35 protein-coding genes and 2 tRNA genes are annotated in these 24,775 nt (G+C 31.5%); all 37 read left to right on the forward strand.

What is annotated here, in order from left to right; genetic code table 11:
* The first annotated feature begins 94 nt into the window (after positions 1-94).
* The 37 genes from AC5LAX_RS04880 (at position 95) to AC5LAX_RS05060 (ending at position 24,683) form a co-directional block, all read left to right on the forward strand.
* Positions 95-397, forward strand: coding sequence for a hypothetical protein (locus AC5LAX_RS04880; RefSeq protein ID WP_493263648.1), 303 nt, complete (start codon positions 95-97; stop codon positions 395-397).
* The gene (locus AC5LAX_RS04885; protein WP_493263649.1) at positions 394-711 is read left to right on the forward strand and encodes a hypothetical protein; all 318 of its coding nucleotides are present in this window, start codon (positions 394-396) and stop codon (positions 709-711) included. The genes AC5LAX_RS04880 and AC5LAX_RS04885 overlap by 4 nt, the downstream gene beginning before the upstream one ends.
* Positions 712-789: 78 nt before the next feature.
* The gene (locus AC5LAX_RS04890; RefSeq protein ID WP_493259661.1) at positions 790-1,047 is read left to right on the forward strand and encodes an Asp23/Gls24 family envelope stress response protein; all 258 of its coding nucleotides are present in this window, start codon (positions 790-792) and stop codon (positions 1,045-1,047) included.
* 131 nt (positions 1,048-1,178) lie between these two features.
* Entirely contained in the window at positions 1,179-1,379 is a 201-nt protein-coding gene (locus tag AC5LAX_RS04895; RefSeq protein ID WP_493263650.1) for a hypothetical protein, read from the forward strand.
* Positions 1,380-1,395: 16 nt separating this feature from the next.
* Complete coding sequence (locus AC5LAX_RS04900) at positions 1,396-1,818, forward strand: hypothetical protein (RefSeq protein WP_493263651.1); 423 nt, start codon at positions 1,396-1,398, stop codon at positions 1,816-1,818.
* A gap of 461 nt (positions 1,819-2,279) precedes the next feature.
* Positions 2,280-2,549, forward strand: coding sequence for a hypothetical protein (locus AC5LAX_RS04905; protein WP_493263652.1), 270 nt, complete (start codon positions 2,280-2,282; stop codon positions 2,547-2,549).
* Between the two features lie 11 nt (positions 2,550-2,560).
* On the forward strand, positions 2,561-2,950 hold the full coding sequence (locus tag AC5LAX_RS04910; RefSeq protein ID WP_483251528.1) for a hypothetical protein: 390 nt from the start codon (positions 2,561-2,563) through the stop codon (positions 2,948-2,950).
* A 2-nt stretch (positions 2,951-2,952) separates the two neighbouring features.
* A complete protein-coding gene (locus AC5LAX_RS04915; protein ID WP_281538094.1) occupies positions 2,953-3,084 on the forward strand; it encodes a hypothetical protein in 132 nt (43 codons plus the stop codon).
* Between the two features lie 53 nt (positions 3,085-3,137).
* The gene (locus tag AC5LAX_RS04920; RefSeq protein ID WP_493263653.1) at positions 3,138-3,350 is read left to right on the forward strand and encodes a hypothetical protein; all 213 of its coding nucleotides are present in this window, start codon (positions 3,138-3,140) and stop codon (positions 3,348-3,350) included.
* Positions 3,351-3,575: 225 nt separating this feature from the next.
* Complete coding sequence (locus tag AC5LAX_RS04925; RefSeq protein WP_483251529.1) at positions 3,576-3,704, forward strand: hypothetical protein; 129 nt, start codon at positions 3,576-3,578, stop codon at positions 3,702-3,704.
* Between the two features lie 55 nt (positions 3,705-3,759).
* Positions 3,760-4,209: a hypothetical protein gene (locus tag AC5LAX_RS04930; RefSeq protein ID WP_493263654.1), complete on the forward strand. Its 450-nt coding sequence runs from the start codon at positions 3,760-3,762 to the stop codon at positions 4,207-4,209.
* A gap of 643 nt (positions 4,210-4,852) precedes the next feature.
* Entirely contained in the window at positions 4,853-5,095 is a 243-nt protein-coding gene (locus tag AC5LAX_RS04935; RefSeq protein ID WP_278510386.1) for a hypothetical protein, read from the forward strand.
* Between the two features lie 338 nt (positions 5,096-5,433).
* Positions 5,434-5,506 (forward strand) — tRNA-Cys (locus tag AC5LAX_RS04940).
* Positions 5,507-5,535: 29 nt separating this feature from the next.
* Positions 5,536-6,087, forward strand: a complete 552-nt coding sequence (locus tag AC5LAX_RS04945) for a hypothetical protein (protein ID WP_493263655.1) — start codon at positions 5,536-5,538, stop codon at positions 6,085-6,087.
* 158 nt (positions 6,088-6,245) lie between these two features.
* Positions 6,246-6,398, forward strand: a complete 153-nt coding sequence (locus AC5LAX_RS04950) for a hypothetical protein (RefSeq protein WP_281538091.1) — start codon at positions 6,246-6,248, stop codon at positions 6,396-6,398.
* A 180-nt stretch (positions 6,399-6,578) separates the two neighbouring features.
* A complete protein-coding gene (locus AC5LAX_RS04955; RefSeq protein WP_493263656.1) occupies positions 6,579-6,920 on the forward strand; it encodes a hypothetical protein in 342 nt (113 codons plus the stop codon).
* A 31-nt stretch (positions 6,921-6,951) separates the two neighbouring features.
* Positions 6,952-7,203: a hypothetical protein gene (locus AC5LAX_RS04960; RefSeq protein WP_493263657.1), complete on the forward strand. Its 252-nt coding sequence runs from the start codon at positions 6,952-6,954 to the stop codon at positions 7,201-7,203.
* A 1-nt stretch (position 7,204) separates the two neighbouring features.
* Entirely contained in the window at positions 7,205-7,408 is a 204-nt protein-coding gene (locus AC5LAX_RS04965; RefSeq protein ID WP_153163799.1) for a hypothetical protein, read from the forward strand.
* A complete protein-coding gene (locus tag AC5LAX_RS04970) occupies positions 7,402-7,860 on the forward strand; it encodes a hypothetical protein (protein ID WP_493263658.1) in 459 nt (152 codons plus the stop codon). Before AC5LAX_RS04965 ends, AC5LAX_RS04970 begins: the two co-directional genes overlap by 7 nt.
* Positions 7,860-8,306: a hypothetical protein gene (locus tag AC5LAX_RS04975; RefSeq protein ID WP_288875538.1), complete on the forward strand. Its 447-nt coding sequence runs from the start codon at positions 7,860-7,862 to the stop codon at positions 8,304-8,306. The genes AC5LAX_RS04970 and AC5LAX_RS04975 overlap by 1 nt, the downstream gene beginning before the upstream one ends.
* Before the next feature lie 52 nt (positions 8,307-8,358).
* Positions 8,359-8,904: an RNA polymerase sigma factor gene (locus AC5LAX_RS04980; protein ID WP_493263659.1), complete on the forward strand. Its 546-nt coding sequence runs from the start codon at positions 8,359-8,361 to the stop codon at positions 8,902-8,904.
* Between the two features lie 17 nt (positions 8,905-8,921).
* Complete coding sequence (locus AC5LAX_RS04985) at positions 8,922-9,272, forward strand: hypothetical protein (protein WP_493263660.1); 351 nt, start codon at positions 8,922-8,924, stop codon at positions 9,270-9,272.
* Between the two features lie 68 nt (positions 9,273-9,340).
* Positions 9,341-11,056 (forward strand): hypothetical protein, encoded by a 1,716-nt coding sequence (locus tag AC5LAX_RS04990; RefSeq protein WP_493263661.1) that lies wholly within the window; start codon positions 9,341-9,343, stop codon positions 11,054-11,056.
* 19 nt (positions 11,057-11,075) lie between these two features.
* Positions 11,076-11,474 (forward strand): hypothetical protein, encoded by a 399-nt coding sequence (locus AC5LAX_RS04995; protein WP_278510709.1) that lies wholly within the window; start codon positions 11,076-11,078, stop codon positions 11,472-11,474.
* Between the two features lie 2,151 nt (positions 11,475-13,625).
* Entirely contained in the window at positions 13,626-14,204 is a 579-nt protein-coding gene (locus AC5LAX_RS05000; RefSeq protein WP_203041863.1) for a hypothetical protein, read from the forward strand.
* A gap of 22 nt (positions 14,205-14,226) precedes the next feature.
* Positions 14,227-14,766 carry a hypothetical protein gene (locus AC5LAX_RS05005; protein ID WP_493263662.1) on the forward strand — a complete coding sequence of 180 codons (540 nt, stop codon included), beginning with the start codon at positions 14,227-14,229 and terminating at the stop codon, positions 14,764-14,766.
* Between the two features lie 377 nt (positions 14,767-15,143).
* The gene (locus AC5LAX_RS05010) at positions 15,144-15,638 is read left to right on the forward strand and encodes a hypothetical protein (protein ID WP_153163775.1); all 495 of its coding nucleotides are present in this window, start codon (positions 15,144-15,146) and stop codon (positions 15,636-15,638) included.
* 98 nt (positions 15,639-15,736) lie between these two features.
* Positions 15,737-16,456 (forward strand): hypothetical protein, encoded by a 720-nt coding sequence (locus AC5LAX_RS05015; protein ID WP_493263663.1) that lies wholly within the window; start codon positions 15,737-15,739, stop codon positions 16,454-16,456.
* A 46-nt stretch (positions 16,457-16,502) separates the two neighbouring features.
* Positions 16,503-16,620: transfer RNA gene (locus AC5LAX_RS05020), tRNA-OTHER, on the forward strand.
* A 15-nt stretch (positions 16,621-16,635) separates the two neighbouring features.
* Positions 16,636-18,789 (forward strand): hypothetical protein, encoded by a 2,154-nt coding sequence (locus AC5LAX_RS05025; protein ID WP_493263664.1) that lies wholly within the window; start codon positions 16,636-16,638, stop codon positions 18,787-18,789.
* A gap of 48 nt (positions 18,790-18,837) precedes the next feature.
* Entirely contained in the window at positions 18,838-19,410 is a 573-nt protein-coding gene (locus tag AC5LAX_RS05030; protein ID WP_281538759.1) for a hypothetical protein, read from the forward strand.
* A complete protein-coding gene (locus AC5LAX_RS05035; protein ID WP_331871180.1) occupies positions 19,382-20,365 on the forward strand; it encodes a DnaB-like helicase C-terminal domain-containing protein in 984 nt (327 codons plus the stop codon). The genes AC5LAX_RS05030 and AC5LAX_RS05035 overlap by 29 nt, the downstream gene beginning before the upstream one ends.
* 290 nt (positions 20,366-20,655) lie before the next feature.
* A complete protein-coding gene (locus AC5LAX_RS05040) occupies positions 20,656-20,946 on the forward strand; it encodes a hypothetical protein (RefSeq protein WP_493263665.1) in 291 nt (96 codons plus the stop codon).
* A gap of 83 nt (positions 20,947-21,029) precedes the next feature.
* Complete coding sequence (locus tag AC5LAX_RS05045) at positions 21,030-21,779, forward strand: ATP-binding protein (RefSeq protein ID WP_493263666.1); 750 nt, start codon at positions 21,030-21,032, stop codon at positions 21,777-21,779.
* A gap of 26 nt (positions 21,780-21,805) precedes the next feature.
* Positions 21,806-22,426 carry a hypothetical protein gene (locus AC5LAX_RS05050; RefSeq protein ID WP_288875516.1) on the forward strand — a complete coding sequence of 207 codons (621 nt, stop codon included), beginning with the start codon at positions 21,806-21,808 and terminating at the stop codon, positions 22,424-22,426.
* Positions 22,427-22,506: 80 nt separating this feature from the next.
* Positions 22,507-23,886 carry an AAA family ATPase gene (locus AC5LAX_RS05055; RefSeq protein WP_493263667.1) on the forward strand — a complete coding sequence of 460 codons (1,380 nt, stop codon included), beginning with the start codon at positions 22,507-22,509 and terminating at the stop codon, positions 23,884-23,886.
* The gene (locus AC5LAX_RS05060) at positions 23,886-24,683 is read left to right on the forward strand and encodes a DUF7192 family protein (RefSeq protein WP_493263668.1); all 798 of its coding nucleotides are present in this window, start codon (positions 23,886-23,888) and stop codon (positions 24,681-24,683) included. Before AC5LAX_RS05055 ends, AC5LAX_RS05060 begins: the two co-directional genes overlap by 1 nt.
* Positions 24,684-24,775 lie beyond the last annotated feature (92 nt).

The raw sequence follows: 24,775 nt of genomic DNA on the forward strand, positions 1-24,775 counted from the left end.
AAAGATCTTATAGAGTTACAGAAAAGTAAACATGTACTAAAAGACTTATTAGGAACTATCGAAAATTTAAACAATAAACTTAAAACTTTATCAAATGACATTAGAACAATTTCAAAATCTTAAAATCGGCGACATAGTAGTAGCTAAATTAGTTAACTCAAAACAAAGTCGCGTTAACCCTGTTACTAATATTGACAGAGGAAATCTAAAACTACACATCGGTAAGAGTGGAAAATGGCGTAGCTATTTGCAATTTGAAGTATTAACTGCTGAATATGTAGTTAAATGGATCAAACGAAGAATAGATAGTAAATCATCTCCTCACTTTACTATCGAAATTAAGAGTGATACTGAAGTAACATTTAAAGTTCATAAAAAAGTACAATTCAATCAATGAAAAAGTTAACAGAACAACAAAAAGTCAGAAGGCAAATATTATTTAATATGCCTTATTTATTGCTTACTTTTCTTATCAAAGAAAAAGTATTAGATAGCTTTTTAGACGGCAGTAGTAAATATGCTCATGATAATAAAATAAACCTAGAATCATTTTATAGAATATTAAGAATTCCTGATATGGCAATTGAATGTACACTTATATGGAGATATACAAAAGAAGGACATCATTTTTGGAGAAAACTTCACAATAAATATAAAAACATATGGGAAATGAACGATTCTGGCGCATTGTTATTACTATCAGATTATTAGTATACTTACTAATATTATTAGCAATAGTAGTAACAATAGTATTTGTAGCAAATAGTATTTAATCAATAAATAATTATTATGCAAAAGTTAATGTATTTTTTATTTGGACTCATAACTGCATTATTTGCAGCTGTGATGATTATTGAACATCAAGGAATATATTTCTTTGATGAAGAAGTGTACGGACTGTTATATACCGATTATTGGAATTATTGGTATTACTCTAAAGTAGTGATAATCGCACTATTTATATTCTGCGTATTATCTTTCGTATATACACTTGGTAGTGGATATAAAGATAAAGACAATGGATACAAAGAAATCAAACCAAGCTGATTTAGCAGATATATGGTGGGATAAATTTGAAAACTGGTATGAAACACATCCAGTTACAAGAGTATTAATTGTAATAGATGCAATATTAATAGCATTTATATACTTAGTATTAACTTAAAAACATTATCAAAATGAGTGAATTTTTATTATTACATGACCACGAGTCAAAAGGAAGACCAGCTGCTGTAAGAAAAAGTATTATTGCTTTAATTATTCCATCAGAAGATTATTTAGACGGAGCAGTCATTTTTACTAAGCCTGGTGATGAAGAATGTGTAATTCTTGAAGCAGAAGAATCAGTAACAGAGATTTATAATATGTTAAACAATTAAACAACATTTATCAAAAATGAAAAGTAAACATGTATTTTGGCTAATTATTGCAATATTTGCATTAATAGCTTTTGTCAATTGTGTAAGACCTCGTAGTCCTAAAGAAAAACAAATCCCTGAAACGGATACAATTGAACAAGTAGTAGCACCAACAGTACAAGAAGTGCTACAATGGCGTGAAAGTATGAGATTAGACAAGTATGTAGATAGTGTGTTCTTAGTTATGCCAGAACAAGTACTAACTCAAATACTTGTAACTAAAGGTACAGATTTATCAAATCATGAAATTGTTTCTATATATATTAGTAACAAAGACTTTTATGATAAATTAATAAAGAGGAGTATGGATATACAAAAGGAATATATACCAGATAGTATGCCAAGGTCCTCATTACCACAACTTAATAGTGACTCAATTCATGAAGCCGTTAACTATTAAATTAAACAAGGTTACTTCAGTCTGTGAAGATAGGAGTAATCGTTCTTACTGTGAGAATCAGTGACAAACATGTGGGGCTTATATCTAATCATTTCAGAGGGCAGCATTGCTGTCGTTTGAAGGTAGGTGGAGGAGATTAGTATTAGTGCAGACGTTAAAACCATGTACTCCAATAAGATTAGTTTGACAGCTATATCTGCTTATGAGTTAAAACTAAGTGAGAGTCATTTTAATTAGTATTTCAATTAAGCTGTATTAGTGTAGAAGTTACACAACGATGTGAATCGTCGAGCCTGCAATATACTGCAATATATTGTATAAACTGTTACATGCCTTCTTTATTTACTGTAAGCGTACAGTAGAAAATGTGTGTTAATATATAATTAAGATTGATAAAACCATCTAGTTGCAGCTAGACGTCCTCAAAATATTGTATAATTAAAACTATTAAATATGAAAGAATGAATATTTTTAAGAAAATCAAACTGAAAATCAGTAGTTACAGAAGGCTAAAAGCCTATCATAGTAACATCAAGCGACTTGCTGAATTAGAATTATTAGATAATCCTAAACGGCAGAAAGAAGTTGCATTACGTTCACAATGTTTAATTCATGGGCACAAATGGAAAAATGAGCCTAATAACAATGAATTAAATATTCCTATTACTAAAAGAACTTACTGTGAAAGATGCGGTAAGTACTATAGTCAAGAAATTTATAAACAACTTTAAATTCATATCAAATGAAATCTTTAAACTTTGTAATTATTGGAATCCCTGCATCAATCAATCAGGAAAGTATTGTAACAGCAGTAGCTCTTATGGCTAAAAAACTTGGTTTATCAGAAGTACATACAGAAATACTTGAAACAAGTAAATTTGTAACTAGTTCTTCAAATAAACAAATGATTGAAAACATCTTGAAAGATATTATTACTGTGTGTACAGCAGCTGGTCTAATGAATATCGCTGCAATTAATGCCAATTTTTGGAAATTAATTGAAGATGGTAAGTTAACTAGACCACAAATTGAGATGATGCTGGATGAAAAAGAAGTTACAATCGAGTATCTCAACAAAAAGGGATGCGCTTATATCTTTGATCTTTTAGTACAAGCAATTAGAGTGTTATAATCATGGGAAAGACCTATAAAGAATCTCATTTTCCAGGTTCTAAGCAATCAGGAAAAGCAGCTGAATATCAGTCTAAAAAGAGAGTTAGACATTCTAAAATGCAACCGTATAAAAGGGAAAGAGCTATAGTATAATTTTTGTTATAAGTGAAATTATAAGCAGAAAACAAAAAAGTTTAGCTAGAAAGATGCATAATAAACTATATCTAAAGGAAGCATTATTAGATGGAACATCTGTTCTTAAGGTGTTTAGAACACACTATAAAGCACATAAATCTAATTTTAACAACTTAGAAGCATATTATCGTCGTCTTTATATAAAGCTAAAAGAGAAAGAGGAAATGAAGAAGAAATTCTTAAGTGAAACACTTCCTCGAATAAAAGAAGCAAATAAACGTTGAGAAGCTGCATATTTAGCAGCTATTGGCAAGTAAACAGAATTACTAATTAAGTAGTTATGATAGAATCCAATCAACACAGAAGGTTATAACGCCAGACCCCTAAAGGTGATTAATACCTACGGACTATACAACGGTCAACCTTATTTAAGGTCAGGAGAAGGAAAAGGGCTAGCTATCAAATAAGGCGTACGAATAGATAGTATAACTTTCTATTTCTTTATTATTATGTGGACAAAAGAAGAACTAGAAAAGAAAACAAAAGAAGAACTAGTAAACATTATTATTAAAATGCAGATAGATATTCGAGAAGAAAGAGATGAAATCTATCGCAGACGTTTATTAGATACTTTTTAAAAATTATTCATTCACTTAAATAAATCAATTATTAACAATTAAAAATCAAAAAATTATGAAGAATTTTATGAAATTAACTGCAATTATGTTAGGTGTAGCAATGTTACGTGACAAAGCAACTGATGAAAATTACAACTTTGAAGCTGGTATGAAAAAACAAGAAGAAAAAGACGGTAAAGTTGAAGCATCAGCAGTTACTGAAGCAAAGAAACAGATCCAACAAGAACAACTTGAACGTGAATCTCGTGAAGTAAAACGTAGAATTCAGGATTGTGAAAAAGCTGTTTCTAGAGCAGAAAGATACGGACGTTTTGCATCAAAACACAAGAACATTATGAAAGACTTTTCTGAAGGACTGAAGAAAGCTCAAGCTGAATTTGAAGCTACTGGTGATTACAAAGCTTGGGACAAAAAGTACTCAGAACTCACAGACAAGAAAGACGAAGCTATCGCAAAAGCGAAAGAAGAAATCTTTGGTTCAAGATACGAAAATATCTATCTTTAATCAACATCCAAATTCTAAATGCTTTTATGCTAAATAGAATAAATGTGAACCCTGCAAACTATATAAGTCGCATTGTCGCATTGAGGAGTTCGGGGCAACATGAACTGAATTGACAGTTCTATTCAATGCTTTTATGCTAGTAATAGGATATTATGCCTACTGATCATGTGCTATAAATAGATCATTCTTTATTTAAATGCTTTTATGCTAACAAATAAAGGATAGTCTCATAGACGAAAAACAGTAAGTATATCAAAATACATATACATATAGTACTTTTATGTCTATATTTCAATCGAGTCTCTAGCTTGCTAGATGAGCACTTAGTATAATATGTATTCTGTCAAAGACTATAAATTCTAAAGTAATAGCAGCTTTATGCTATTATATACTAGATTTAATGCTTTTATGCTCATAATCAACGGTATGTACTATTACTTTAGAATTACATATTAAGTATAGAGAGTTTGATCGCTCTCTATACTACTAAAAGAGTATATTGCACTATTATATCAACCCAATGATATATGAAAACTCGTGTATGATGTATATCTCTCTAATTGAGGCGTTATCCGATCTGCCAGGATATGAAGGCGCAGAGGTGTGCAAAACTCTTTATATTTACAACTTAAAATTATTTATCATGAGCTATATTGCAGCAGATATGTGGGGTGAACATCTATTCTATAATAAACCTGTTAGATATGTTCATGAAACAACAAAAAGAAGTTGGTGGATAGATCCAAAACATAATAATTCTATTAGTGTACCAATAGGTACGGCTAAACTATTTAATGATGCAGGATTCTTATATACTCATTATGTACCATTTGATAAAAGAAATATGTGTTTTGGAGATAATCCTATAGAAATAAAAGTATATTGACTGTTAGGTCATTGGATGAATCGTTTGGACGAGGGTTCGACTCCCTCATGCTCCACGCCCTTTGCGGTTGAATAAAACAGTTGGAACAAACTAAAAATGTACGTGTACATATAACTAGTCCAATAACGGAGTGTCCCGCACGGTTGCAGCAAAGAACCGTTAGCTGCCGTTTGACCGTAGCGTATAACGGCACATTGGGGCATTATGGTTTTGACAGCGAGGATGAAAATGAATAGGTCAATAAATGTCAGAAATGACAAATCTTTTGTAACAGACTATACTCGTATCGCAGCGTGATACGATAAGTCAACGGCTAAGCTAATGTCGTAAAAAGCAGGTCACGGATCGTGCAATTGGTTAGACACAAGCAGACAATGCCTAAAAGTGTGGGTTCGAGTCCCACTCCGTGAACAATATTATTAAAAACTAAAAGTAAGAATATGGATATAGATCAACTATTAAAAAGTAAATCTCCTAAGGAGAAAATGGATTTTTTAAATTCAATGAGATGTAAAGTAACAACTAAGTTAAAAACTACCGATGAATACAAAATTTCAGAAGCAGTACTATTAGTAAATGAATTTATTAATAGTACATTTGAAGATGAACTAACTAAACCAGTTAAAATTGATAAAAGCACTGTAGTACTTCCTACAGAAATACTAGGGCAAGGTGTAGATCAAATACCTTTACAAAAGTATGATGTTATAAAAGCTAAAATAGGTCCATGTGAACATTATGGAGTAATCTATAAAATAGATGCAGAACTAAATATAGCTTGGGTAGTAAATATAACTAGTGATATTACTTTAGATAATTTAATTCCTATTAAAAAGAGTAGATTATTTAAAACATTCTTTGTAGCTTATTTTCATCCTATATTCTTAAATAAAAACAATTATACTTTTTGTAATATTTTTGATAATAAAGAAGAATTTGACGAAGCTGTAAGAATCATTAAAAAGTATTATAAAACAAATTTTAGAGTATGAAAACAGATTATAACAAAACAGCAATCATTCCTTTAGATTATAGTAAAGGAAGTAAAGGTTTATGACTAGCAGTTAAAAAGAATAATAAATATATTCTGAGATTACTAGCTATATTTGAAACAGCTCTCGTTGAACAAATCAAAATAAGTAACAGAGATTTGTTTGATTATAATGTATTTTACAATCTGAAAGAAGCGTTATTAGATTATGATTTTACTTTAACTAAAAAGAATTATAATCAATTAGATGCTTTAGCTTCAATAAATGAAAAGAAACATTATGAACAATACTTAAAAACATTTTGTAGATGAAAAAGACTTTAAATCAATTAAAGGCAAGTAGAAGGAACTTATCTCTTATGCTTTTAGCAGGTATGATTACTAATCTGAAACACATTAAACATTTTGTTAGAGACACAGAAGTAGTAATAAGAATAGATACACTGTTGGTAGCTATAGAAAGACTTAGATCTTCAATTAAAGAAACTACTTATGAATCGTGGTCGGCATAAAAAGAGTAAAGAAAAAGCATTCAATACTCAAGCAGAAATCTTAGACTTTATACAAAAAGAGCTTTATAGATTACTAGCAATAAGTGAAGATATATTAGCATGTAGTACACATGATTATTATGCAGAAGCGAGTATTAGTGATAATGATGGAAGAGACTATTATAAGATAGTTGCGTGGTATATTAATACTAGGTATTATCTTGATCGCTTTATGAGTGAAATCATAATAATACTTAATGGAGCAACTATTAAAAATAGTATCTATACAATTAGATTTGAATTTGGAAGTAATTCAAAAATATTTAAATATAAACATGAATAAAAAAGGCTTAAGAGGTTTTATTAGGAATAAATTGCCTAAGACTTGGGAAATTGTTCTTACAAGAGAACGTAAACTTACTGCGTTCATTGAGTATGTATATGAATCAACTCCATCAGTAATGAAGGGAGGTAGAGGTTGGCGACGTGGTGTACATAACATTACAGTCGGATACAATAGATGCAAAATCTATGAAATGTTTCAAGCTGAAAAGAGTAAAGAAGGCTTGATATATTGGGTAGGCATCTATAATAAAATTAAAGATCTTGAACATCAAATGAATTAACATGGAAATTGTTCAATATGTTCGCTGGACTGAACCAGGAGAGCGAGAAAGACTACAGGAAGTAATGCAGCAATGCAGTGGAGAAATGGAATTTAGAAAGAAAGTAGCTTCTGAATTCAACATTAGTCCAATGGATGCAGCAGTTGTAGTAAAAAGATTCAAAAACGAATTTATCAAAATACTTAAAACAAAAGGATTATGTTAAAAGCAGGTATGTGGGTCGCACAAGGTCCAGAAACTAATGTATTACTCCTTTTAAGCGGAGTAGAACCATTATTAGAAGTAGTAGGTGCAATTGATCTTAATTACTTTAAACAGAATGGTAAAGCTAAAGATCTTACTAAAGACAGTCCTGAAGTAGTAGATATTATGATGTATCCTGAAAAGTATACATTTGCATTACCATCTATTACTGAAGTAGTTGATAATGTAGGTATTGGTGATTTACAGACTCTAGAAGGCTTAGGAGAAGATTCTAGAAAAGATAAAATCATCGAAGAAGGTATTGCTTACTATAAATCAACTTTACCATTATATGGTATAGAACAAGCTAAAGTAAGAACTAGACTGCATTTAAAGAAGAAATACAGCCTAAAAATGTCTCAAGCTAACTATGTATTTACTGTAATTTGTAAAGCACTTAACAGAGAACCATAATGAGCGATTTTAAGAGACTTATTGAAGCACTCAATGCTGAATTAGAGGAACCTTATAGGTTTACTTTAGACAAGATTATATCTTCTGCAAATTTTGATACTAAAGTATTAGGATATGCAGATAGTGTATTGGATGATTGGGCAAATATACCACCTAATTTAAAATCTAAGATAGTTACTAGTAACACTTGTCTAAGTATCAATAAGTGGATAAATAGAAGACTGTGGATGGATATTCTTAACAATCTATTAGAAGATAAAATATTAAGTCTTCAGACTAGATTAGTAAGAGTAAGGATTGCTATTAATATGTCATTGAAAATGGCATATCCTCTCAATGAAGAAGAGAAAGAAGAATGGAGAGAACATATCTCAGATGTATTCTATAAAAGATGTCTAGCAGTAAATAATTATTATTGCAAAGAAATTATAAAACTTCCCTTCTGAATTTAAGGATTGTAGTTATTGGGTTAACTACAATCCACTAAAATTTAGCTATATGACACAAGAAATAATAGATCTAGTGGAGCAAGCTAAACAAGGTTCTCAAAAAGCATTTAGTAAGTTATACTATAAGTATAAAACTGATATTTGGTACACTATTATGGGTGTAGTTAAGAATACAGATGTTGCTGATGATTTAACATCAGTAGTATTTACTAAAGCTTATGAGAAATTATCTATGTATACTCAACATATTTCATTTAATATGTGGTTAAAGACTATTGCTGTTAATGCATCAATAGACTATATACGTAGAAACAAAAAAGAGCAATTAAATAACTATGTTGATGAGGATGAAAATCCAATTCAACTATCTGCTTTAGAGAGAAGTCCCGAAGAAGATTTAATTCTAAAGGAAAAACTAGATATAGTCTTACAAGCTATACCTACTCTTAAGAAGAAATATAGAGATTTGATTAATGCTCGCATAGATGGTTTATCTTATAAAGAGATAGCTAGTAAGCTTGCAATGAATGAATTAGCTGTAAAAGGTGATTTAAACAAAGCAAGACAAAAACTTAAACAGAAAACAGATTATTAACAAACACTTTCAACAATATGACTAGTTTTTGTTTACTCCTTTTAGGAGCATTAGCATCTTTTATCATTTCTAGAATGTGTAAAAGTGCTAGTTTGTACGTATTCTTAGTATGCGTACTTTTACTAGGCTTTGTTGTAGGTACTGGAGTAAAAAAGGTAGTTGCAAATACCTCAGATACTCCTTCTCAAGAGTTAGTTGTTACTATGGCTCCTAATCCCACATCTCAAGGTTCTACTGCTTTTGTAGGGACAGTAGATAACCAATCTTATGAAATGGGTCAGGAAGATGGAGGTGAGACGTTAGTAACAACTGATAGAGAAGATGTACTTACTATGCCTAACAATGCAGAGATAGAAGATGACAGTTGACTGCACTTAATTTCATAATTTAAGTGTATTAATTGTTAAGTTATTAATTTATTTAAAACATAATCAATATGGCAAAAAGAAATAAAGGTGGAAAGACTCCAAGTGCAAAAGCAGCAAGAAATTTAGAAGCTTTGAAAAAAGCTAAAGAAGCAGTAGAAGCTTCAGCTAAAGTAGAAACAACAAAAGTAGAAGATCCTAAACCAGAAGAAAAGAAGCCTGAAGAGAAACCAGCTGAACAAAAGAAAGGTGGTGTCTATCAGACTCCAATGGGTAAATCAGCATATGAAACTCATATGTTGTGCACAAAATCACCGTATATGAGTCTACTTTCTCTTAAGATTGAGAAAGACAGTAAAGGCATTGAAAATATCAAAGCCGAGTGGAAGAACAATGAAACTAGTGAAACTACTAGTGTTCTCTTCCCAGTATCTAATGTAAAGGAGGGAGACGGAATTGACGTCAAACGGATTAAGGAAGGAATTAAGAATCCTATTCCTGCTGAAGTTCCTGAAACTAAGCCAGTTGAGGAGCCAAAGAAGGAAGATCCTAAATCTACACCTACTGAAAAGAAACCTAAACAGCAGAAGCCAAAGAAGGAAAAAATAGAAGAAGTAGAAGCTGAAGAAATTGACATCAGCAGTGCTCCAACTATTAAACCAGCAGCAGCTCCTGCGCCTAATATCGTAACTCAAAACAGTGACAGAATTGATGCAAATCACTCAGTAGATTTGATGAATGCAATTCTGAAACGCCGTGAAGAGATTAAAGACGATCGGGCAATGTATCAAGCAACAGGAAAACAGGCAGACCTTATGATGTTTGTATTAATTCAGAAATGGAACGACCAGTTCAAGAATGATGCAAAAGAACAAGGTTTTACTGTGAACGAAGAAATGTTTGCATATTTGAATGAAACAGCTTCTTTGTTCCTCGGTGTTAATTTGCTTCCTAGCAAAACATCTGATGGACAGCTTGAGATTAACTTCAAAGATGCTGTCGCAAAGACAAATCCTGAAATGCAGAAAGCTTTAGAACAAGATGCTAAAGTTCCGCAAACTCAGGAAATGCCAAAACCCGAAGAATGTGTTACCGATGAACAGAAAGTAGCAGCAATGTGTACTATTATGAACATGCGGCACAAGCAGAAATCAGGAGGTATAGGTAAGAATGTAGCAAATATGATTGAATTTGCACGGGAAGCCTATAAGCTTGATAAAAATGCAGAACCAGCACAGGTATTAGCAACTGTATTGCTTAAGATGAAAGAAGCAGGACGGAATGCTACATTGCTTGAAGGTTGTGCAAATGCTATTTGGGGTAACCTAACAGGTAATTTGTCAGTCTTAGCATCTCATGCTTGGCTTAAGAATCAATTAACAACATACAACGATGCGCAAGTTGCTAATGTTGTGAAAGTATTCTTAGCTAAGAAGATTACTGATGAAACTGCAAAAAACAATAATTACGAAGAAGAAGCAAAACGGTATTCTCAATTAATTAGTGGAACTAATGATGATCTGATCAATCGTATTATTACTTCTGCTAATAACGAAGGTAAAGATGAAGACAAACTTGTATATCCGGAAATCAAGGGTCTAAATCTTAAAGGTAAACACATTTCAGCAATAAAGACTGTAAACAATCTGCGGATTGCTTATGGAGCAGAAATGAATGATAAGATGTTGAAACAAGTAATGCAGAAAGTATCTGGCTTGTATACATCAACTTCTTTAAATCCTCTTACTTTCTATATTGAGAAATCTGCGTATGCTACTAAAAAGTAACAATTAACGCATTATCAAAATGAGTAAAAAACCAACAGTTTTATTTACGCTAGCAATGCTAGCTTTCGGTGGATATGTAGGATTTGTAACTAACTATACAAATACCGCCACCGCACACGAGTATGTGATTCCGAAGTTCACAGATGTACCTCGGACAAAAGACTTTAATATTGATATTAATTTGAACAATAACGCTATAAAATTAAATGGACAAAGCAACCCAGAACAAAATATCAATGTTGAAATCAAAAAGAAAGACAGTATCATCTATCTAACTTCTATTGTAGAGAAGGAAGTACCTAAATACATTAAGGTAAGAGAACTGCCATCAGTTAAAGAGAATAAAACCACTTGTACGGATATTCTCCAAAGACTGAAACAACAACAATCAGAGAAGATGAATCTGAGTCGCAACTAGAATAGCCAATGCGATTATAGAGCTATAATGGTGTATATCCAGAGATATCTAAATCAAAGGATTAGAAAGTAAATGGTTAGATTACTTTCTTAAAATTAAGATAGTACAGAATATTAGTAGGAATAGAGTATAGCTACAACTATAGGCTATTACTGAAAGTATAATAACTTATTGTGTTTATATACTATCTATAAACTGAAGAGGCAATAAGATAGAGGGAGAGCGTGTACAACCCTCTTGTTTTTGGTGAGAACCGACTGGAGACAGAAACAGAAGACGCAATTAGTAGAGAGCAGTCTACAAAATTAAACAGTACAAGGGGAACGAAATCCTCTTAAGTTACTCGCAGACTTATCATAGTTTGAATCAAGAAGGAGTAATAAACACGATGATGCCCAACAAATCGTAGTGTCCAAGACTACGTGCTGAACATTATCGAGCATATAACGCTCTAGGGTAGCTCCAAACTCCCCTTTATGGCATAGACCATATAAAAATGTCAGTATAGTGTTCTATACTTATCTAAACAGTTATATTGTAACTTAATAAGTTTAGAGATAGTATATATGAAGGTACTTAATTATAATATTATAGCACTACTTATTGAAAAAATATTGATAGATTACCTGGATTAGGCGTAAAGCCTATGCGCAATGTTATGTTAATCAGTACATAGCTAATCCTAAGCTTGTATTACTATACACTCCAGTATAGAGGGATAGAGTGACAAAGTGAGTAGTAGATTGTGTGCCTATTGGCTGAGTAGCAATGATCCAATATTAATAAATAAGGAATCCTGCAACGGACCTCTTTAGAAAATAAGGAGTATGTGAGTTCAAGTAATATTGTAATAAACTCAGTTGTTATCTATCTGAGTATAAACCTAGAGTGCTTTGCAACAGGAATATAAAGATAACTAGCGGATGAAGTGCGCAATAACACTATTTCAATACTAAGTAGAAGACATAAAGCTTAGAAGTACTAAATAATTTTATCCAGAAGCATAACTGGAGTTTTATCAAATTTGCACAAGGTGAGATACTCTATCCTTAAGAGTATATGTGAAAGTGAGCATCGCCCTACTCCTAGGTTGAAGAGAAGCAGACACATTAAGAGACGGACACGAAGCAGACCGGAGAAAAATCTGTGCATTGCACTAAATAGTAGTCTTAACGGGAAGTGACAGAATGTAAATCTATTTAGGAAGTCTCTATTTACGAGAGAATAAACATGTTTAACTTAACTAATGAGGAAGTTCAATGGTAGGTTTTAGGACGAGTAGTGATAAGAAGACGAAAGTAAATCCGAGCCACCCTCGACTGTACAATATAATTGCTGACATTTGAAACATTTAAAGTATATTGCGCAACAATATATGTAAAGTGACGCTGATTCCTTACATTAAAGGATAATAGGTGGAAATCCTAAAGTTATGTGCAGAATAAGAACAAAGTCGTAAGTACACGCAGCCTTAGAATAAACTATTAGGCTATAGAGTGGGTGTTTTGAAACATAAACAGCTCAAAATAAAATTCGGTAGAAGTATTACCGATAGTGAAGTAACAGTTGTAGGTTATGAATCATATACAGTACTCCTTACTATAATAGGAAAAAGAGCACGTTATAGTTGCTGTTAGGCTCTTTAAACAATCAGAAACTAGCATAGCGTTCGATTTTCAGATAATTTCAGTTATAATGTTATTTGATGGGTATAAATCTCCTACCGTTGGAGTCCCGTTGTACCTCTTTAGGTATTAACTAGCATAGCATTCGATTTTCAGATATCGAATTACATATCTTTTCATAGTTTAGTATTAATAATTTTATGAAGAACGGCTGACTCATCTGTCTCATGAGTAAAGTCCTACGGGGAATGCCGAGTGAAGTAATAACATCACGTTCTAGTAGTAATATTAATAATATGAAGACTTATATTATAGTTTTTCAGATTAATTATCAAATCTTAGCAGAATTTCGTTATAGAGTTTTACTGTTTGAATACAAGAAGTGGCTTTTAAGTTTTTAACAAACGAATAGATATTAGACGCTATTCCACTTAGATAAAAGAACTCTATAGCTTACTTTTAAATAAACTTAGTATTAACTTACTCCGTAGGTGGAATCAACCACGGAATCAAGAAAGGAGAAATTATGGAAACAACAAAATATGAAAGCGTGTTCAAAAATCCAGAAGGTTTTACTCAGCAAGAAATCACACAGTTACGTACTAAAGTAATTGCATTTAGCCGGGCTTTAGTTGGTCGGCGGTTGGCAATCCCCGTAAGTGATTATTTAGATTTGAATTACAAGAAGAAACTAGCTGGTGATATGCCGGGTCTTGTACTTGCAAATCCGATGAAGAAGTATATGATTGAAACTGTTGATTTGTTCAACGTAGATATCGTGCGGACTGCAAATGGTAAGATTGTTATTATGTTTAATAATGACGAAAAGTTGCAGTTTGATTTACGGGCAGATGTAGATATCGTATTGAAAGCTGGTCCGAAAGATGTTCAAGATGCTATCTTGAAGTTTGAAGCAACTGGAGAACGGTCTCCGTTCTGGAATGTTAAAATGGTAACAGAAGTTGTCACTCAGTTGAATCAGAGTAATTTGACTGATCTTAACAATTTTATTGATGAATTGGCAAATCAGGGAGCTTCTCTGGAACAAATCAATAAGATTACTAAGGACGACACTACTGCTTACTACAAGAGCATCGACGAGTAATTAATCTTAAGTACATAAAGCTATGGCAACAAGTAAAAAGCCAATAGATTCATATCACTTGCAGATGTTACAGCTAATTATGTCTGATCCTCGTATTCAAAATAATTTGCTAATGGATGGGAGCAAAACAATTAAAGTTGGATATGATGGAACAGTATTAATAGGACGCCACAAATATGGTTGGGTAAATAAGTGGTTTAATTCCTATTACGTAATAGACTTTTTTAGTTTAGTACAAAGAATAGCTTTTATCATCACAGGTGTAGAAAGTAATAATTGCGATAAGTCAGGTTTGGTTGGGTTTCTGACAGAAGCAATTGATAAAGTACTTAAGAAAGATGAAAAAGAAAAAGTAATCGAGTTATTATTGTATTATTGTACATTACTTGATGAAAACAGTCCATTGAAATTGACCTATGATATTACAAAAGATGACCCAGGCTTTGACAAAAATATGGGTAATAACAGCAAGCGACGCAAAATGGTTGGGGTAGCAAATGCTTGCATAGATTTTGGGTATGAAAGAATACCCGTCAGTTTACATGTTGAAGGAGATTTATAGTCGAATATATACATTTGGTTGGGTTCGTATTAAGTAGAAAATAATTGAAAATCAACATAAAATCAGTAAGAGTGTATACATTTGGTTGGGTTCGTATATACTCTTACTTACTTGCCTCTGATAATGTTACTAAGGTAACTAAGTGTTGGAAAGCCGAGAGAAGAAGAATCGGATGCCGTATCGAGATGTGACAGAGGCACTAACTCTTTGATCTTGTCTGTCTTATTTCTTAATTTTATTGTTATTCATATCAGCGGTCTGTGAAGATAGCTGATATTTTAAGTTATTAGACTTTGATCAGTCTATTAACTACACAGGTAGACTTTCTAATATACTATGTAATTAACTAATTGTCAAATTATTAAAATCAAGTATATATGAAAGCAAATAAATTTATTGAACAGCGTGATAAACTATCAGCAGATATTACTAAGTATTGGAATATCATTTCTATTGAGAATGTAGTAAATCGTAATTATCAACGTACTTACGATTTGAAAGAACTTTATAATACAATCAAAGGTCTTACAGATGATCGAGTAATTGTTAAATTAAAGATACTATGTATCAATATGGGTATAAAGAAATTTAGTGATTTACCAGCTGATTGTAATCAATTGGATGTATTTAAACTATGTGAATTGCAAGAAATGAAAGTACATCTAAGTCGTATACGAACTTTGAATCCTGTTCTTAAATCTAAGAAAGGTAAAAAAGCTCTAAATAAGACTGAAGTTTTAACTTCAAATTGGGTTAAAGCACGAATAAAAGAACTCGATTTAGAGATTCTGAAATTAAAAGAGAAACTTACTAAGTTCAATGAAGAAACAGAATTTGATGATTCTGCTGCTCCAATGTGCTTAGCAGCTTAAAATATAATAAGGAAGCGATAGGGAGAGTACGTACGGGAAATCTTAAAATATTAACCTATTTAGCTTCCTTTAGTTTTTAATCATTAAAATCAATTGTTATGAATCAAGATACTAGAAATAAGAAAAATGCTAAATACCAGCAAAACTTACAGAAACGTTACGGATTAACTAAATCCTCAGATTATAAAGCTATGTGTAGTAAAGGAATATCTTTGTCAGAAAATATTAAACCTATGACAAAGGAATTTGTAACTACTCGTCGTCATGATAAAATAGTAAGTAGAGAAGTATATACTTATAAATGGACTCCTGAAGCTACTAATGCACGAAAGGAGTATCATGAAACTAAAAAAGGCATAGCTAGTATTCCTAAGAAACCTACACAGGTATCTGATAAAAAGGATAAAAAACAGTTATTAGAAGAACGTCCTTATTCTGGTTACCATAAAGAATTGGTACAGAATCTATATGGTAGCAATAAAGCAGAACGTATTGCTAAACAACAAGCTTATAAAGCAGCTCACGAAGAGAAAATTAAGAAAGTAGCTAAACAACTTGCAGAGTTCAAGATGTCTAAGAAGCTACAGTATTTAGAACAAAGACCGTATAAAGTAGTTATAGCTACTACAAACGATAAAGAGTTTAAGACAAGCTACTCTAATCTACCTATTGAACAACTTACTGAAGTAGTTACTAAATTGAATACAAAGTTATCCGATAAATATAGTAACTATGAATCTATTACGATAGTAGATAGAGCAACTTTAGAAAAGAAATGCTTTGCTAAACATTTGCCAGAGATAAAGCAAGCAGCGTAGAGCGACAGACTTTTAGCAGGATAGTCTATAAAGAATCCTGCCTCAAGGGGTGTTCAGCTAGCAGGCAAGCGCAGGGTACAGGGAGGAATATTAGAGAGACTCTAATACACTATTTATAGTGCTGCAACCAATCGGCATCATGGGTTCGATTCCCATACACTCCACTAAATTTATACGCTATGAAGATAAGAGGAAAAACAGTATATGTCTATGATATTGAAGTTTTCCCAAATGTATTTCATTGCACAGCAAAGAATACTGAATCAGGAAAGTTTCATAAGTTTGAGATATCAAGCAGAAAAAATCAATTATCAGAATTAGTTGATTTTTTTCGTGTACCAAATGTTAATATACCATTAAAATTTGGAGATCTCTATACTACTGAAACTCAAATTGATTCAAATAAAATCTTTGCAGGATATAATAATTTACATTATGATAATCCTATTATTAATTATATAATAGATTATTATAATATACTTAAAAATAAACCATATCTAAGGATATGTGATAGTATTTTTAACTTAAGTAGAACTATAACTACATCTCAAGCAGATGACAACATAGAAGCATGGAAAAAATGGAAATATCAAGTATGGTATGATTCATTTGATATACTTACTATGTTATATTCACAGAAATTGCGTGTTGGATTGAAGGAAATGCAAGTAACTATGCAATATCCTAATGTTCTAGAATTCAATGGAGACTTTAATAAGTTTCTAGAAGAAGATAGAATAGAAGAGATGATTGAGTATAATGTGAATGACGTTAATTCTACTGAAAAATTATTAAATCTGTGTTCTGAAGATATAGAATTAAGAATAGCTATCGAAGATGAATATAAAGTAAGAGTACTAAGTAAAGATGGAGTAAACATTGGAATGAAAATTCTAACGCAGAAATATCTTGAAAAGACTGGTTTATCATGGTGGGATATTAAAGATTTAAGAAGCCCAGCAGATGTTATAGACCTAAATAAAGTAATATTGCCTTATATAGAATATAAAGATCCTATACTTCGTAATGTACTATCTGATATGAAAAAGCAGATAGTATCACCAGGTAGAAAAGGATACGAAAACAAATTTGTATTTAGAGGATTAAAATATTCTGTAGGAGTTGGTGGTATTCACTCTGAAAACAAACCTGAGATAATTATTCCTAAGGAAGATGAAATGTTAATAGATATTGATGTTGCATCTCTGTATCCCAGTATGATAATAGAGTATAAATTCTACCCAAAACATTTGGGTTCTGAATTTCTAGAAGTTTATAATCAAGTTAAAGATGAACGAATAGAAGCAAAACATAATGGTATTAAGACTAAAGATAAAACGCTTAAATTAGCATTAAACGGTCTTAGTGGTAATTTACAGAATGAACATAATTTCTGTTATAGTCCTTTTGCAGTAATGCAGATTAGAATAAACGGACAATTACTATTACTTATGTTAGCAGAAAGATTATCTGATATTGGCTGTAGAATAGTACAGGCAAATACAGATGGTTTATTTGTTCTTCTTAAGAAGAATCTGTATGAAAAATTACAAAGTATATGTAAGGAATGGGAACAACAAACGAGACTAACCCTTGAGGAAGATCGTTTTGAAGCTATGTATCAGTATGCTATTAATGATTATATAGCTGTAAAAGAAGGTTATCAAGCAATGAAGAAATTGTTTGAAACTGAACCAGAAAAAGCTCTAAACAAAAAGAAAAAACCTTATACTTCTTTAGATATGATTAAAGATGATTATATTAAAGAAAAAGGCATGTTCATTACTAAGGTTTTACTTGGTAAGGGAATGTCTGCAAAGATTATTCCAGAAGCTATTAGAGATTATTTTGTTGATGGTATTCCTGTAAAAGATACTATCTACAATTGTAAAGATATTAAGAAGTTTCTTACTTACCAGAAAGTAGATAAGAAATTCTCTGTAGAATATAATGGAGAACTGACACAAAGAATCAATAGATTCTATGCATCTACTAATGGTCCTTATTTATATAAATGTAAAATAGTAAATAGAGATGTTGAGATACCGCAATATCTTGTATGTCTCAAAACAGGAGAAAGTATAATAACTACAGATCCAAATCAGTTTTACTATAATTCTAATGTAGAACAGATATTGCCTTATAGTTCAAAGATTATAACTAAAGGTACTAGAGTAGACTATACTAATCTACTCACTGCATCTGGTGTTACTATACTAAACAAATTTGATAATAAACCTATAGAAGAAAGAAAGATCAATTATCGCTACTATTTAAAGGAAGCGTTAAAGATCATTGAAGAATTAAAACCAAGACAACTAACGTTGTTTTAACAAATATTTCCAGATTGTATCAAAAGTTAGTTCATAAAGTACTATATTATGATACTAGAATTAGATACAACATTATTAGATATTTTTGGAGAAATATCAATTAATCAGTTAGTATTTTTAACTCTTGTGTTGAATGATAATCAAAGTAATAATCAAGACGTTCACAAGTTTCTCAGCCGAATAAGTGAAAACGACATACAAGAGTTAATCGACAATGACCTTATCTCCTTTACTACTTCAGGAGATAATAAAATTTATAGTCCTACAGAAAAACTATTATCAAGTGTAAAACAAGATAAGACATGGTTTGATGAGTTCTATGAAGTATTTCCAGTGTATGTTTTAAGACCAGATGGTACTAAAGGTTTTTTACGATCTAATATAAATAAGTGTCGTAAAGAATATAATCGTATCGTAGGTAAATCTAGAGCAATGCACGAACACCTTCTTCAATGTCTTCAATATGAAATTGAAAACAAAATGATAACTGGTAAAATAGGTTATATGAAGACGATGTGGAAATGGCTCACTCAACATGAGTGGGAGGTTATTGAAGAGCAAATGAGTTATGAATCTGAAACGCCTGTAAGTTATGGAGAATACGGAACAGAATGCCGTTAAAATACTACCTTTTGAGTCAATATCTCAGGTAGCAAATAAATCCATAAACTACATTAAAGCTAGAAAAAATCATAGTATAGTATCATTAAAAACTAGATGGGATAAATTCAATAAAGCTACTGGCGGAATTGAACCAAATATGATATTTACTATAGCTGGTATATCAGGTAGTGGTAAGAGCTCAGTTGCAAATATGTTAGTAATGGATTTAATTGATCTTAATCCTGATCAGGATATCGTAGTATTATACTTTAGTTTAGAGATGGTAGACTACAGAAACGTTGGTCGTGTAATAAGTAATAAAACTAAGAAAACTGTATCTGAATTATATAGTTCAGTAGAAACACTTAGCGATGAAGACTTATTAAAAGCTGAATCGGCAGCTGAAACCATTAAGAAATACAATATATACTTTGTTGATAAAGTATGTAATGTAGAAGAAATAGGTAATACTATAGATTACTTTCATAATACTGTAGCTAACGGTCGTTGGCTAATAGTAGTATTAGACCACGTTCTTCTAGTAAATGGAGAAGGTGGAGAAAGAAGTACAATAGTCGATTTACAGAAAATGTTTATACAGAAGAAAAAACTTTCTAATACTAGTATAATACAGCTTTCACAGATGAATCGTAATATTGAAAGTCCTGATAGAATTAATAATCCAAGTACTCACTTTCCAATGAGAAGTGATTTATCAGCATCTGATGCAATATTTCAAGCTAGTGATTTTGTTATTGCTGTTCACAGACCAGAGATACTTAATCTAGCTATATATGGAGTACGTCGTCTACCTGTAAAAAATAAGGTTTATATGCATTTCTTAAAAGTAAGAGATGGTGAACCCTGTATATTAGAATTTGAAAACGAACTTCAATATGGCAATCTAATTGAAACAAATACTGCAAGTGCTGAAGAACAAAAAGTAGTATTTAAACAAATTAAAAAAGGCTGATTATGAAAGGTTTTACAATTAAACTTCCGAAACAAAATATTGACCCTCAGGGTTCTTTGAAAAATCGTATATTAAACGAAGTTAAAAACCGCTTACCGTTTGCTAAATGGTATGGAATTCACACTCCGGAAGATCCGGAATACAGTATATCATATGCAGGTCCTGAAGACTTGCTATGTTTTGGATGCAACCGAAATGCACATTTCTCTGCATTCAATAAAAAATATTATCGACCGACATGTTCATATGATAATTCACTTACATGTCCGTTCGCAAATCGAGCATTTAAGTTGCGTCAATATGATGCTATTTCAGAATTTGATTTAGCATTAAAACGATTAGCAGAATATGCTAAGATTATGGAAGACTATGAAGAAGATCGTGGTTACGATTTTACTTACATGGGTCAACCTGTACGTATTTACCAGAAGTTTATTCAAATTGGTTATACAATCATTCCTATTGATAATCCTAGTCTGTTTTTGAATAACTATCGTAAAGCAGATAAAAATAATATAGTAAATGTTATTATTAATATTAGTAACAGTACTACTGTTAACAATATTCTCAACAATGAATAACGAATAACTTTACATTGTGTAAAATTTCAGTTTTTGTCAGATAATTTCAGAATCTCACAGGTAAAGCATTAACCTATTTTAATATGTTAATACTACCAAAAGAGAAAAACAAACCAAAGGTTAACAATCCAAGATTCTTAATCTTGTTTGGTCGACCCAAATCAGGTAAAACTACTTTATTATCGAAGCTTGATAACTGTCTTATTGTAGACTTAGAGGGAGGTTCAGAGTTTCTAGAAGCTCTCTCTATTCAAGCTCGTACTATTGAAGACTTAGGTAATATATCTAGAGCAATTGGTGAAGAAGCAGCTAAAACTGGTAACAAACCTTACAAATATATTGCTATAGATAATGCTACTAGATTAGAAGAAATGTGTCTAGGTTATGCTAAGGTATTATATCGTCAAACTCCAATGGGTAAATCCTATAATGGAGATGATATACGTACATTACCAAATGGTAGTGGATATATGTATCTTCGCATGGCAGTTAGAAAAGTAATAGATATGTTTCGTAATCTATGTGATAATTTTATTCTTATTGGTCATACTAAAGAAAAAATGATTAATAAAGAAGGAGAAGAATTATCAGAAATGGCACTAGATTTAGTAGGAAAACTAGGTGATATAGTATGTGGAGAAGCAGATGCTGTTGGTTATGTCTATCGTAAAAAGAATGAAACTATTATATCTTTTGAAGGTGGAGATAACTCAGTAAGAGAAGCTAGAGCTCCTCACTTACGAGGTAAGAAGATAGTTATCGCAGAAAGCGATGAAAATAATGTTATTAATGTTCACTGGGATAAGATTTATTTAGACGAGTGTGCAGCCTGATTTAAAAACTTAAAAATATTGAAATTATGACATATAGTAAAGAACGTGCAGCAAGTATTAGCAAAAGTGATATTAAGTATATTCCCGCTGGTATTATTGAAAATGTAGTATTGAAAAGTGTAAAAACAGAAGTTTCTCCGAATGGTAATCAATTCTTAGAAATTGTTTTTGAGAAAGATGGAGCAACATTAACCCATACAGAGTGGAAACCTACACTTGGTGGGTTTGTAACTACAGAAGAACAACTCCAGACAAAAATGGATAAGCAGTATTCTCGTATGTTGCAGATACTTAACTGTTACTATAAAGATGAAGAGCTTGACTTTAATGGAGAAAGCTTTGAACAGTTTGCTCAGTGGATTACTGATATGCTGAACAAAGTAGATAAGAGTAAAAAACTTAGAGCGAAAATAGTATACAATGATAAAGGATATACTACTTTACCTAATTATGCTAAGTATACTTTTATTGAACCTATGGAATTACCAGAAGGTAAATCATCTTCTATTGCTATGCTAAATATTGACCAATTTACAAAGCCTGTTGTAGCTGATAAAGAAGTAAAAAACGATAATCCGTTTAGTACAACTTCATCTACTACTAATACACAAGCTTTTACAGATAAAACAGATGATCTGCCGTTTTAATATAAAGTAGATCATTATTAATAAATAAGGGTAGTGTAAAAGCTACCCTTATTCTTTTTTAATCATTAAAATAAATCATCATGGTAGAAATAGAACATATTCAAGATATAGAAAAAGATCAACCTGCAAAGTCTAGTGCGAAAGAGCAAAAATTAAAAGATCCTGTAGATGCAAATACGGAAACTCAAGATACTGAAGTATCTGAAGCTACAGAGCATGATAAACAGATTGAAAATCAAGAAGATAATACACCTGAAAATAATATTTTAGTTAATAGTAACACAAATGTTCATGATTTAAAACCTGGAAATAGATTTTATGGTAGTATAAAATATAACAATCCTAAAGGAAAACAACAAGCACAGCAAGGTATTTTCTTAATATTAACTTCAGAAGTAAAAGGAAAGAAAGGACAATCCAGAGAATATACTATGACAAATTGTACTGGACAAGAGTACAAAGTATGTAGTGGAGCTATTAAAATAGCTAATATAGCAGATCTCAAAAAGAAGAAAAAAATAGAGAAAAAAGCACTAGAACAATTTGGAAGTAAAACAGAAATCAAAGAATTGCTTAACAAATTAGAAGAAGAATTTAAAAAGAAAGAGGAAGAAGAAAAGGAAAAAGAAGAATTAAAGAAAATTCAATTCTCATTTAGTTCACTAGAACCAGAAGACAAGCTTAAAAGTTTAATTAAAGCAGGTATGAATAACATCTGGATGGTTGGTCCAGCTGGTTGTGGTAAATCAACTATAGCTCGTAATACAGCTAAAGAACTAGATATTCCTTACTTATGTATTTCTTGTGGTATTGGTACTTCTGCAACAGAATTTACAGGATATAAATATCCTACTCGTGAAGCAACTAAGTTTGCTGAATTCTATGCTAAGAAGTCAATAATCCTTATAGATGAGATGACTGCGCTCGATCCATCTGTAGCACAGGTTATTAATGCAGCATTAGCAAACGGTGAAATAGAGACTACTACAGGTACTGTTTTACGACATCCTGAATGTATCATTATTGCTACATCAAATACTTTTGGTAATGGAGCAGATCGTCAGTATGTTGCTAATAACCAACTAGATGCTTCAACAATTGACCGTTTTACTGGAGCAATAATTGAAGTAAATTACTCTGTTAAATATGAGTCACAATTTGATCACGAAGTAGTAGATTATATTTATTTACTACGCGACTGCATTAAAATAAATTCATTACGCCGTATTGCATCTACTCGTATGATTCAAGCAGCAGAAAAGATGAAAAAAGTAGGTATGTCAGACTGGAAAGATATGCTTATTATTAACTGGTCTGATACCGAAAAGAATATAGTAAAACAATATATTCAAAAAGTAGAAGAAAATAAAACTAGACAAAGTGTTGATTCAACAATTGAATTTATACGTAACCGTTTTTCAAATTCTACTTCAACAATGGAACTTAAAACAGCAGCGTAATGAAAAAACTGAATTTAAATATTAATATAAATTCATTAGATGAATTTTACAGAGAATGTGACAATATTGAAGGAGGTAATCCTGCTGAAATAAATAATATTGAAAATAGCGATGATCCTTGTTTTAGAGGATTATCTATAGCAGAAATACATGATTCTAAATATAGTTATACCAAAGGTTTAGATAATTTAAAGAAAATAGAAAAGGATATAAATCTAGGAGGTCGTAAACATAAATATAAATACGATGATTCTGATGGAGATGATATGAACTTTGATCGGTACATAGAAGGTCTACCTTGCCTAAAGAAAAGAATACCTACACATGGTATAGGTACTGGTAAGTTCGTTAAACTTCATATTTCTATATGTGAGAATTGCTGGTGTTCAGCTCAAGCTCTTATGGTTCGTGCATATACCGCTATGAGAATTATAGATATGCTAGAATCTCAAGGATACCGAGTACAAATATCTGCATATGCAGATAATGAAGATCCTGGTTATTTTAATGAAGAACCTATAGGATTTCTTGGAGTTGAAGTTATAATTAAAAAGTTTGAAGATCCTTTAATTAAAGGACAAATACTTACAGCAATATCTCCTTGGTTCTTTAGATACTGGATGTTTAAGTTCTGGAATGCTAAATTTAATATGAATTTCGGATATGGACATGCAGTTAGACCAATGAAGAAAGAAACAACTTCTGACATCTACATTCAGACAGGTGAAGCTTTAACTGATGAAGATGCAGAATCAACTATAGAAAGAATATCGAAACTATTTAGCAAAGAAGAATAGTTTCAACTACTAGGAGGATTTATAATAATCCTATATGGCACTATCAATTTAAGGATATTAGATAATTTGTGGAAGCGTGAGCCTGCATAGCA

Source organism: Megamonas sp. (genome assembly GCF_986095205.1).

What these genes read in the sequence shown, in the direction of transcription:
- AC5LAX_RS04880 (WP_493263648.1), top strand. Translation starts at nt 95, where the DNA reads ATGACATTAGAACAATTTCAAAATCTTAAAATCGGCGACATAGTAGTA.
- AC5LAX_RS04885 (WP_493263649.1), top strand. Translation starts at nt 394, where the DNA reads ATGAAAAAGTTAACAGAACAACAAAAAGTCAGAAGGCAAATATTATTT.
- AC5LAX_RS04890 (WP_493259661.1), top strand. Translation starts at nt 790, where the DNA reads ATGCAAAAGTTAATGTATTTTTTATTTGGACTCATAACTGCATTATTT.
- AC5LAX_RS04895 (WP_493263650.1), top strand. Translation starts at nt 1,179, where the DNA reads ATGAGTGAATTTTTATTATTACATGACCACGAGTCAAAAGGAAGACCA.
- AC5LAX_RS04900 (WP_493263651.1), top strand. Translation starts at nt 1,396, where the DNA reads ATGAAAAGTAAACATGTATTTTGGCTAATTATTGCAATATTTGCATTA.
- AC5LAX_RS04905 (WP_493263652.1), top strand. Translation starts at nt 2,280, where the DNA reads ATGAATATTTTTAAGAAAATCAAACTGAAAATCAGTAGTTACAGAAGG.
- AC5LAX_RS04910 (WP_483251528.1), top strand. Translation starts at nt 2,561, where the DNA reads ATGAAATCTTTAAACTTTGTAATTATTGGAATCCCTGCATCAATCAAT.
- AC5LAX_RS04915 (WP_281538094.1), top strand. Translation starts at nt 2,953, where the DNA reads ATGGGAAAGACCTATAAAGAATCTCATTTTCCAGGTTCTAAGCAATCA.
- AC5LAX_RS04920 (WP_493263653.1), top strand. Translation starts at nt 3,138, where the DNA reads ATGCATAATAAACTATATCTAAAGGAAGCATTATTAGATGGAACATCT.
- AC5LAX_RS04925 (WP_483251529.1), top strand. Translation starts at nt 3,576, where the DNA reads ATGTGGACAAAAGAAGAACTAGAAAAGAAAACAAAAGAAGAACTAGTA.
- AC5LAX_RS04930 (WP_493263654.1), top strand. Translation starts at nt 3,760, where the DNA reads ATGAAGAATTTTATGAAATTAACTGCAATTATGTTAGGTGTAGCAATG.
- AC5LAX_RS04935 (WP_278510386.1), top strand. Translation starts at nt 4,853, where the DNA reads ATGAGCTATATTGCAGCAGATATGTGGGGTGAACATCTATTCTATAAT.
- AC5LAX_RS04945 (WP_493263655.1), top strand. Translation starts at nt 5,536, where the DNA reads ATGGATATAGATCAACTATTAAAAAGTAAATCTCCTAAGGAGAAAATG.
- AC5LAX_RS04955 (WP_493263656.1), top strand. Translation starts at nt 6,579, where the DNA reads ATGAATCGTGGTCGGCATAAAAAGAGTAAAGAAAAAGCATTCAATACT.
- AC5LAX_RS04965 (WP_153163799.1), top strand. Translation starts at nt 7,205, where the DNA reads ATGGAAATTGTTCAATATGTTCGCTGGACTGAACCAGGAGAGCGAGAA.
- AC5LAX_RS04970 (WP_493263658.1), top strand. Translation starts at nt 7,402, where the DNA reads ATGTTAAAAGCAGGTATGTGGGTCGCACAAGGTCCAGAAACTAATGTA.
- AC5LAX_RS04975 (WP_288875538.1), top strand. Translation starts at nt 7,860, where the DNA reads ATGAGCGATTTTAAGAGACTTATTGAAGCACTCAATGCTGAATTAGAG.
- AC5LAX_RS04980 (WP_493263659.1), top strand. Translation starts at nt 8,359, where the DNA reads ATGACACAAGAAATAATAGATCTAGTGGAGCAAGCTAAACAAGGTTCT.
- AC5LAX_RS04985 (WP_493263660.1), top strand. Translation starts at nt 8,922, where the DNA reads ATGACTAGTTTTTGTTTACTCCTTTTAGGAGCATTAGCATCTTTTATC.
- AC5LAX_RS04990 (WP_493263661.1), top strand. Translation starts at nt 9,341, where the DNA reads ATGGCAAAAAGAAATAAAGGTGGAAAGACTCCAAGTGCAAAAGCAGCA.
- AC5LAX_RS04995 (WP_278510709.1), top strand. Translation starts at nt 11,076, where the DNA reads ATGAGTAAAAAACCAACAGTTTTATTTACGCTAGCAATGCTAGCTTTC.
- AC5LAX_RS05000 (WP_203041863.1), top strand. Translation starts at nt 13,626, where the DNA reads ATGGAAACAACAAAATATGAAAGCGTGTTCAAAAATCCAGAAGGTTTT.
- AC5LAX_RS05005 (WP_493263662.1), top strand. Translation starts at nt 14,227, where the DNA reads ATGGCAACAAGTAAAAAGCCAATAGATTCATATCACTTGCAGATGTTA.
- AC5LAX_RS05010 (WP_153163775.1), top strand. Translation starts at nt 15,144, where the DNA reads ATGAAAGCAAATAAATTTATTGAACAGCGTGATAAACTATCAGCAGAT.
- AC5LAX_RS05015 (WP_493263663.1), top strand. Translation starts at nt 15,737, where the DNA reads ATGAATCAAGATACTAGAAATAAGAAAAATGCTAAATACCAGCAAAAC.
- AC5LAX_RS05025 (WP_493263664.1), top strand. Translation starts at nt 16,636, where the DNA reads ATGAAGATAAGAGGAAAAACAGTATATGTCTATGATATTGAAGTTTTC.
- AC5LAX_RS05030 (WP_281538759.1), top strand. Translation starts at nt 18,838, where the DNA reads ATGATACTAGAATTAGATACAACATTATTAGATATTTTTGGAGAAATA.
- AC5LAX_RS05035 (WP_331871180.1), top strand. Translation starts at nt 19,382, where the DNA reads ATGGAGAATACGGAACAGAATGCCGTTAAAATACTACCTTTTGAGTCA.
- AC5LAX_RS05045 (WP_493263666.1), top strand. Translation starts at nt 21,030, where the DNA reads ATGTTAATACTACCAAAAGAGAAAAACAAACCAAAGGTTAACAATCCA.
- AC5LAX_RS05050 (WP_288875516.1), top strand. Translation starts at nt 21,806, where the DNA reads ATGACATATAGTAAAGAACGTGCAGCAAGTATTAGCAAAAGTGATATT.
- AC5LAX_RS05055 (WP_493263667.1), top strand. Translation starts at nt 22,507, where the DNA reads ATGGTAGAAATAGAACATATTCAAGATATAGAAAAAGATCAACCTGCA.
- AC5LAX_RS05060 (WP_493263668.1), top strand. Translation starts at nt 23,886, where the DNA reads ATGAAAAAACTGAATTTAAATATTAATATAAATTCATTAGATGAATTT.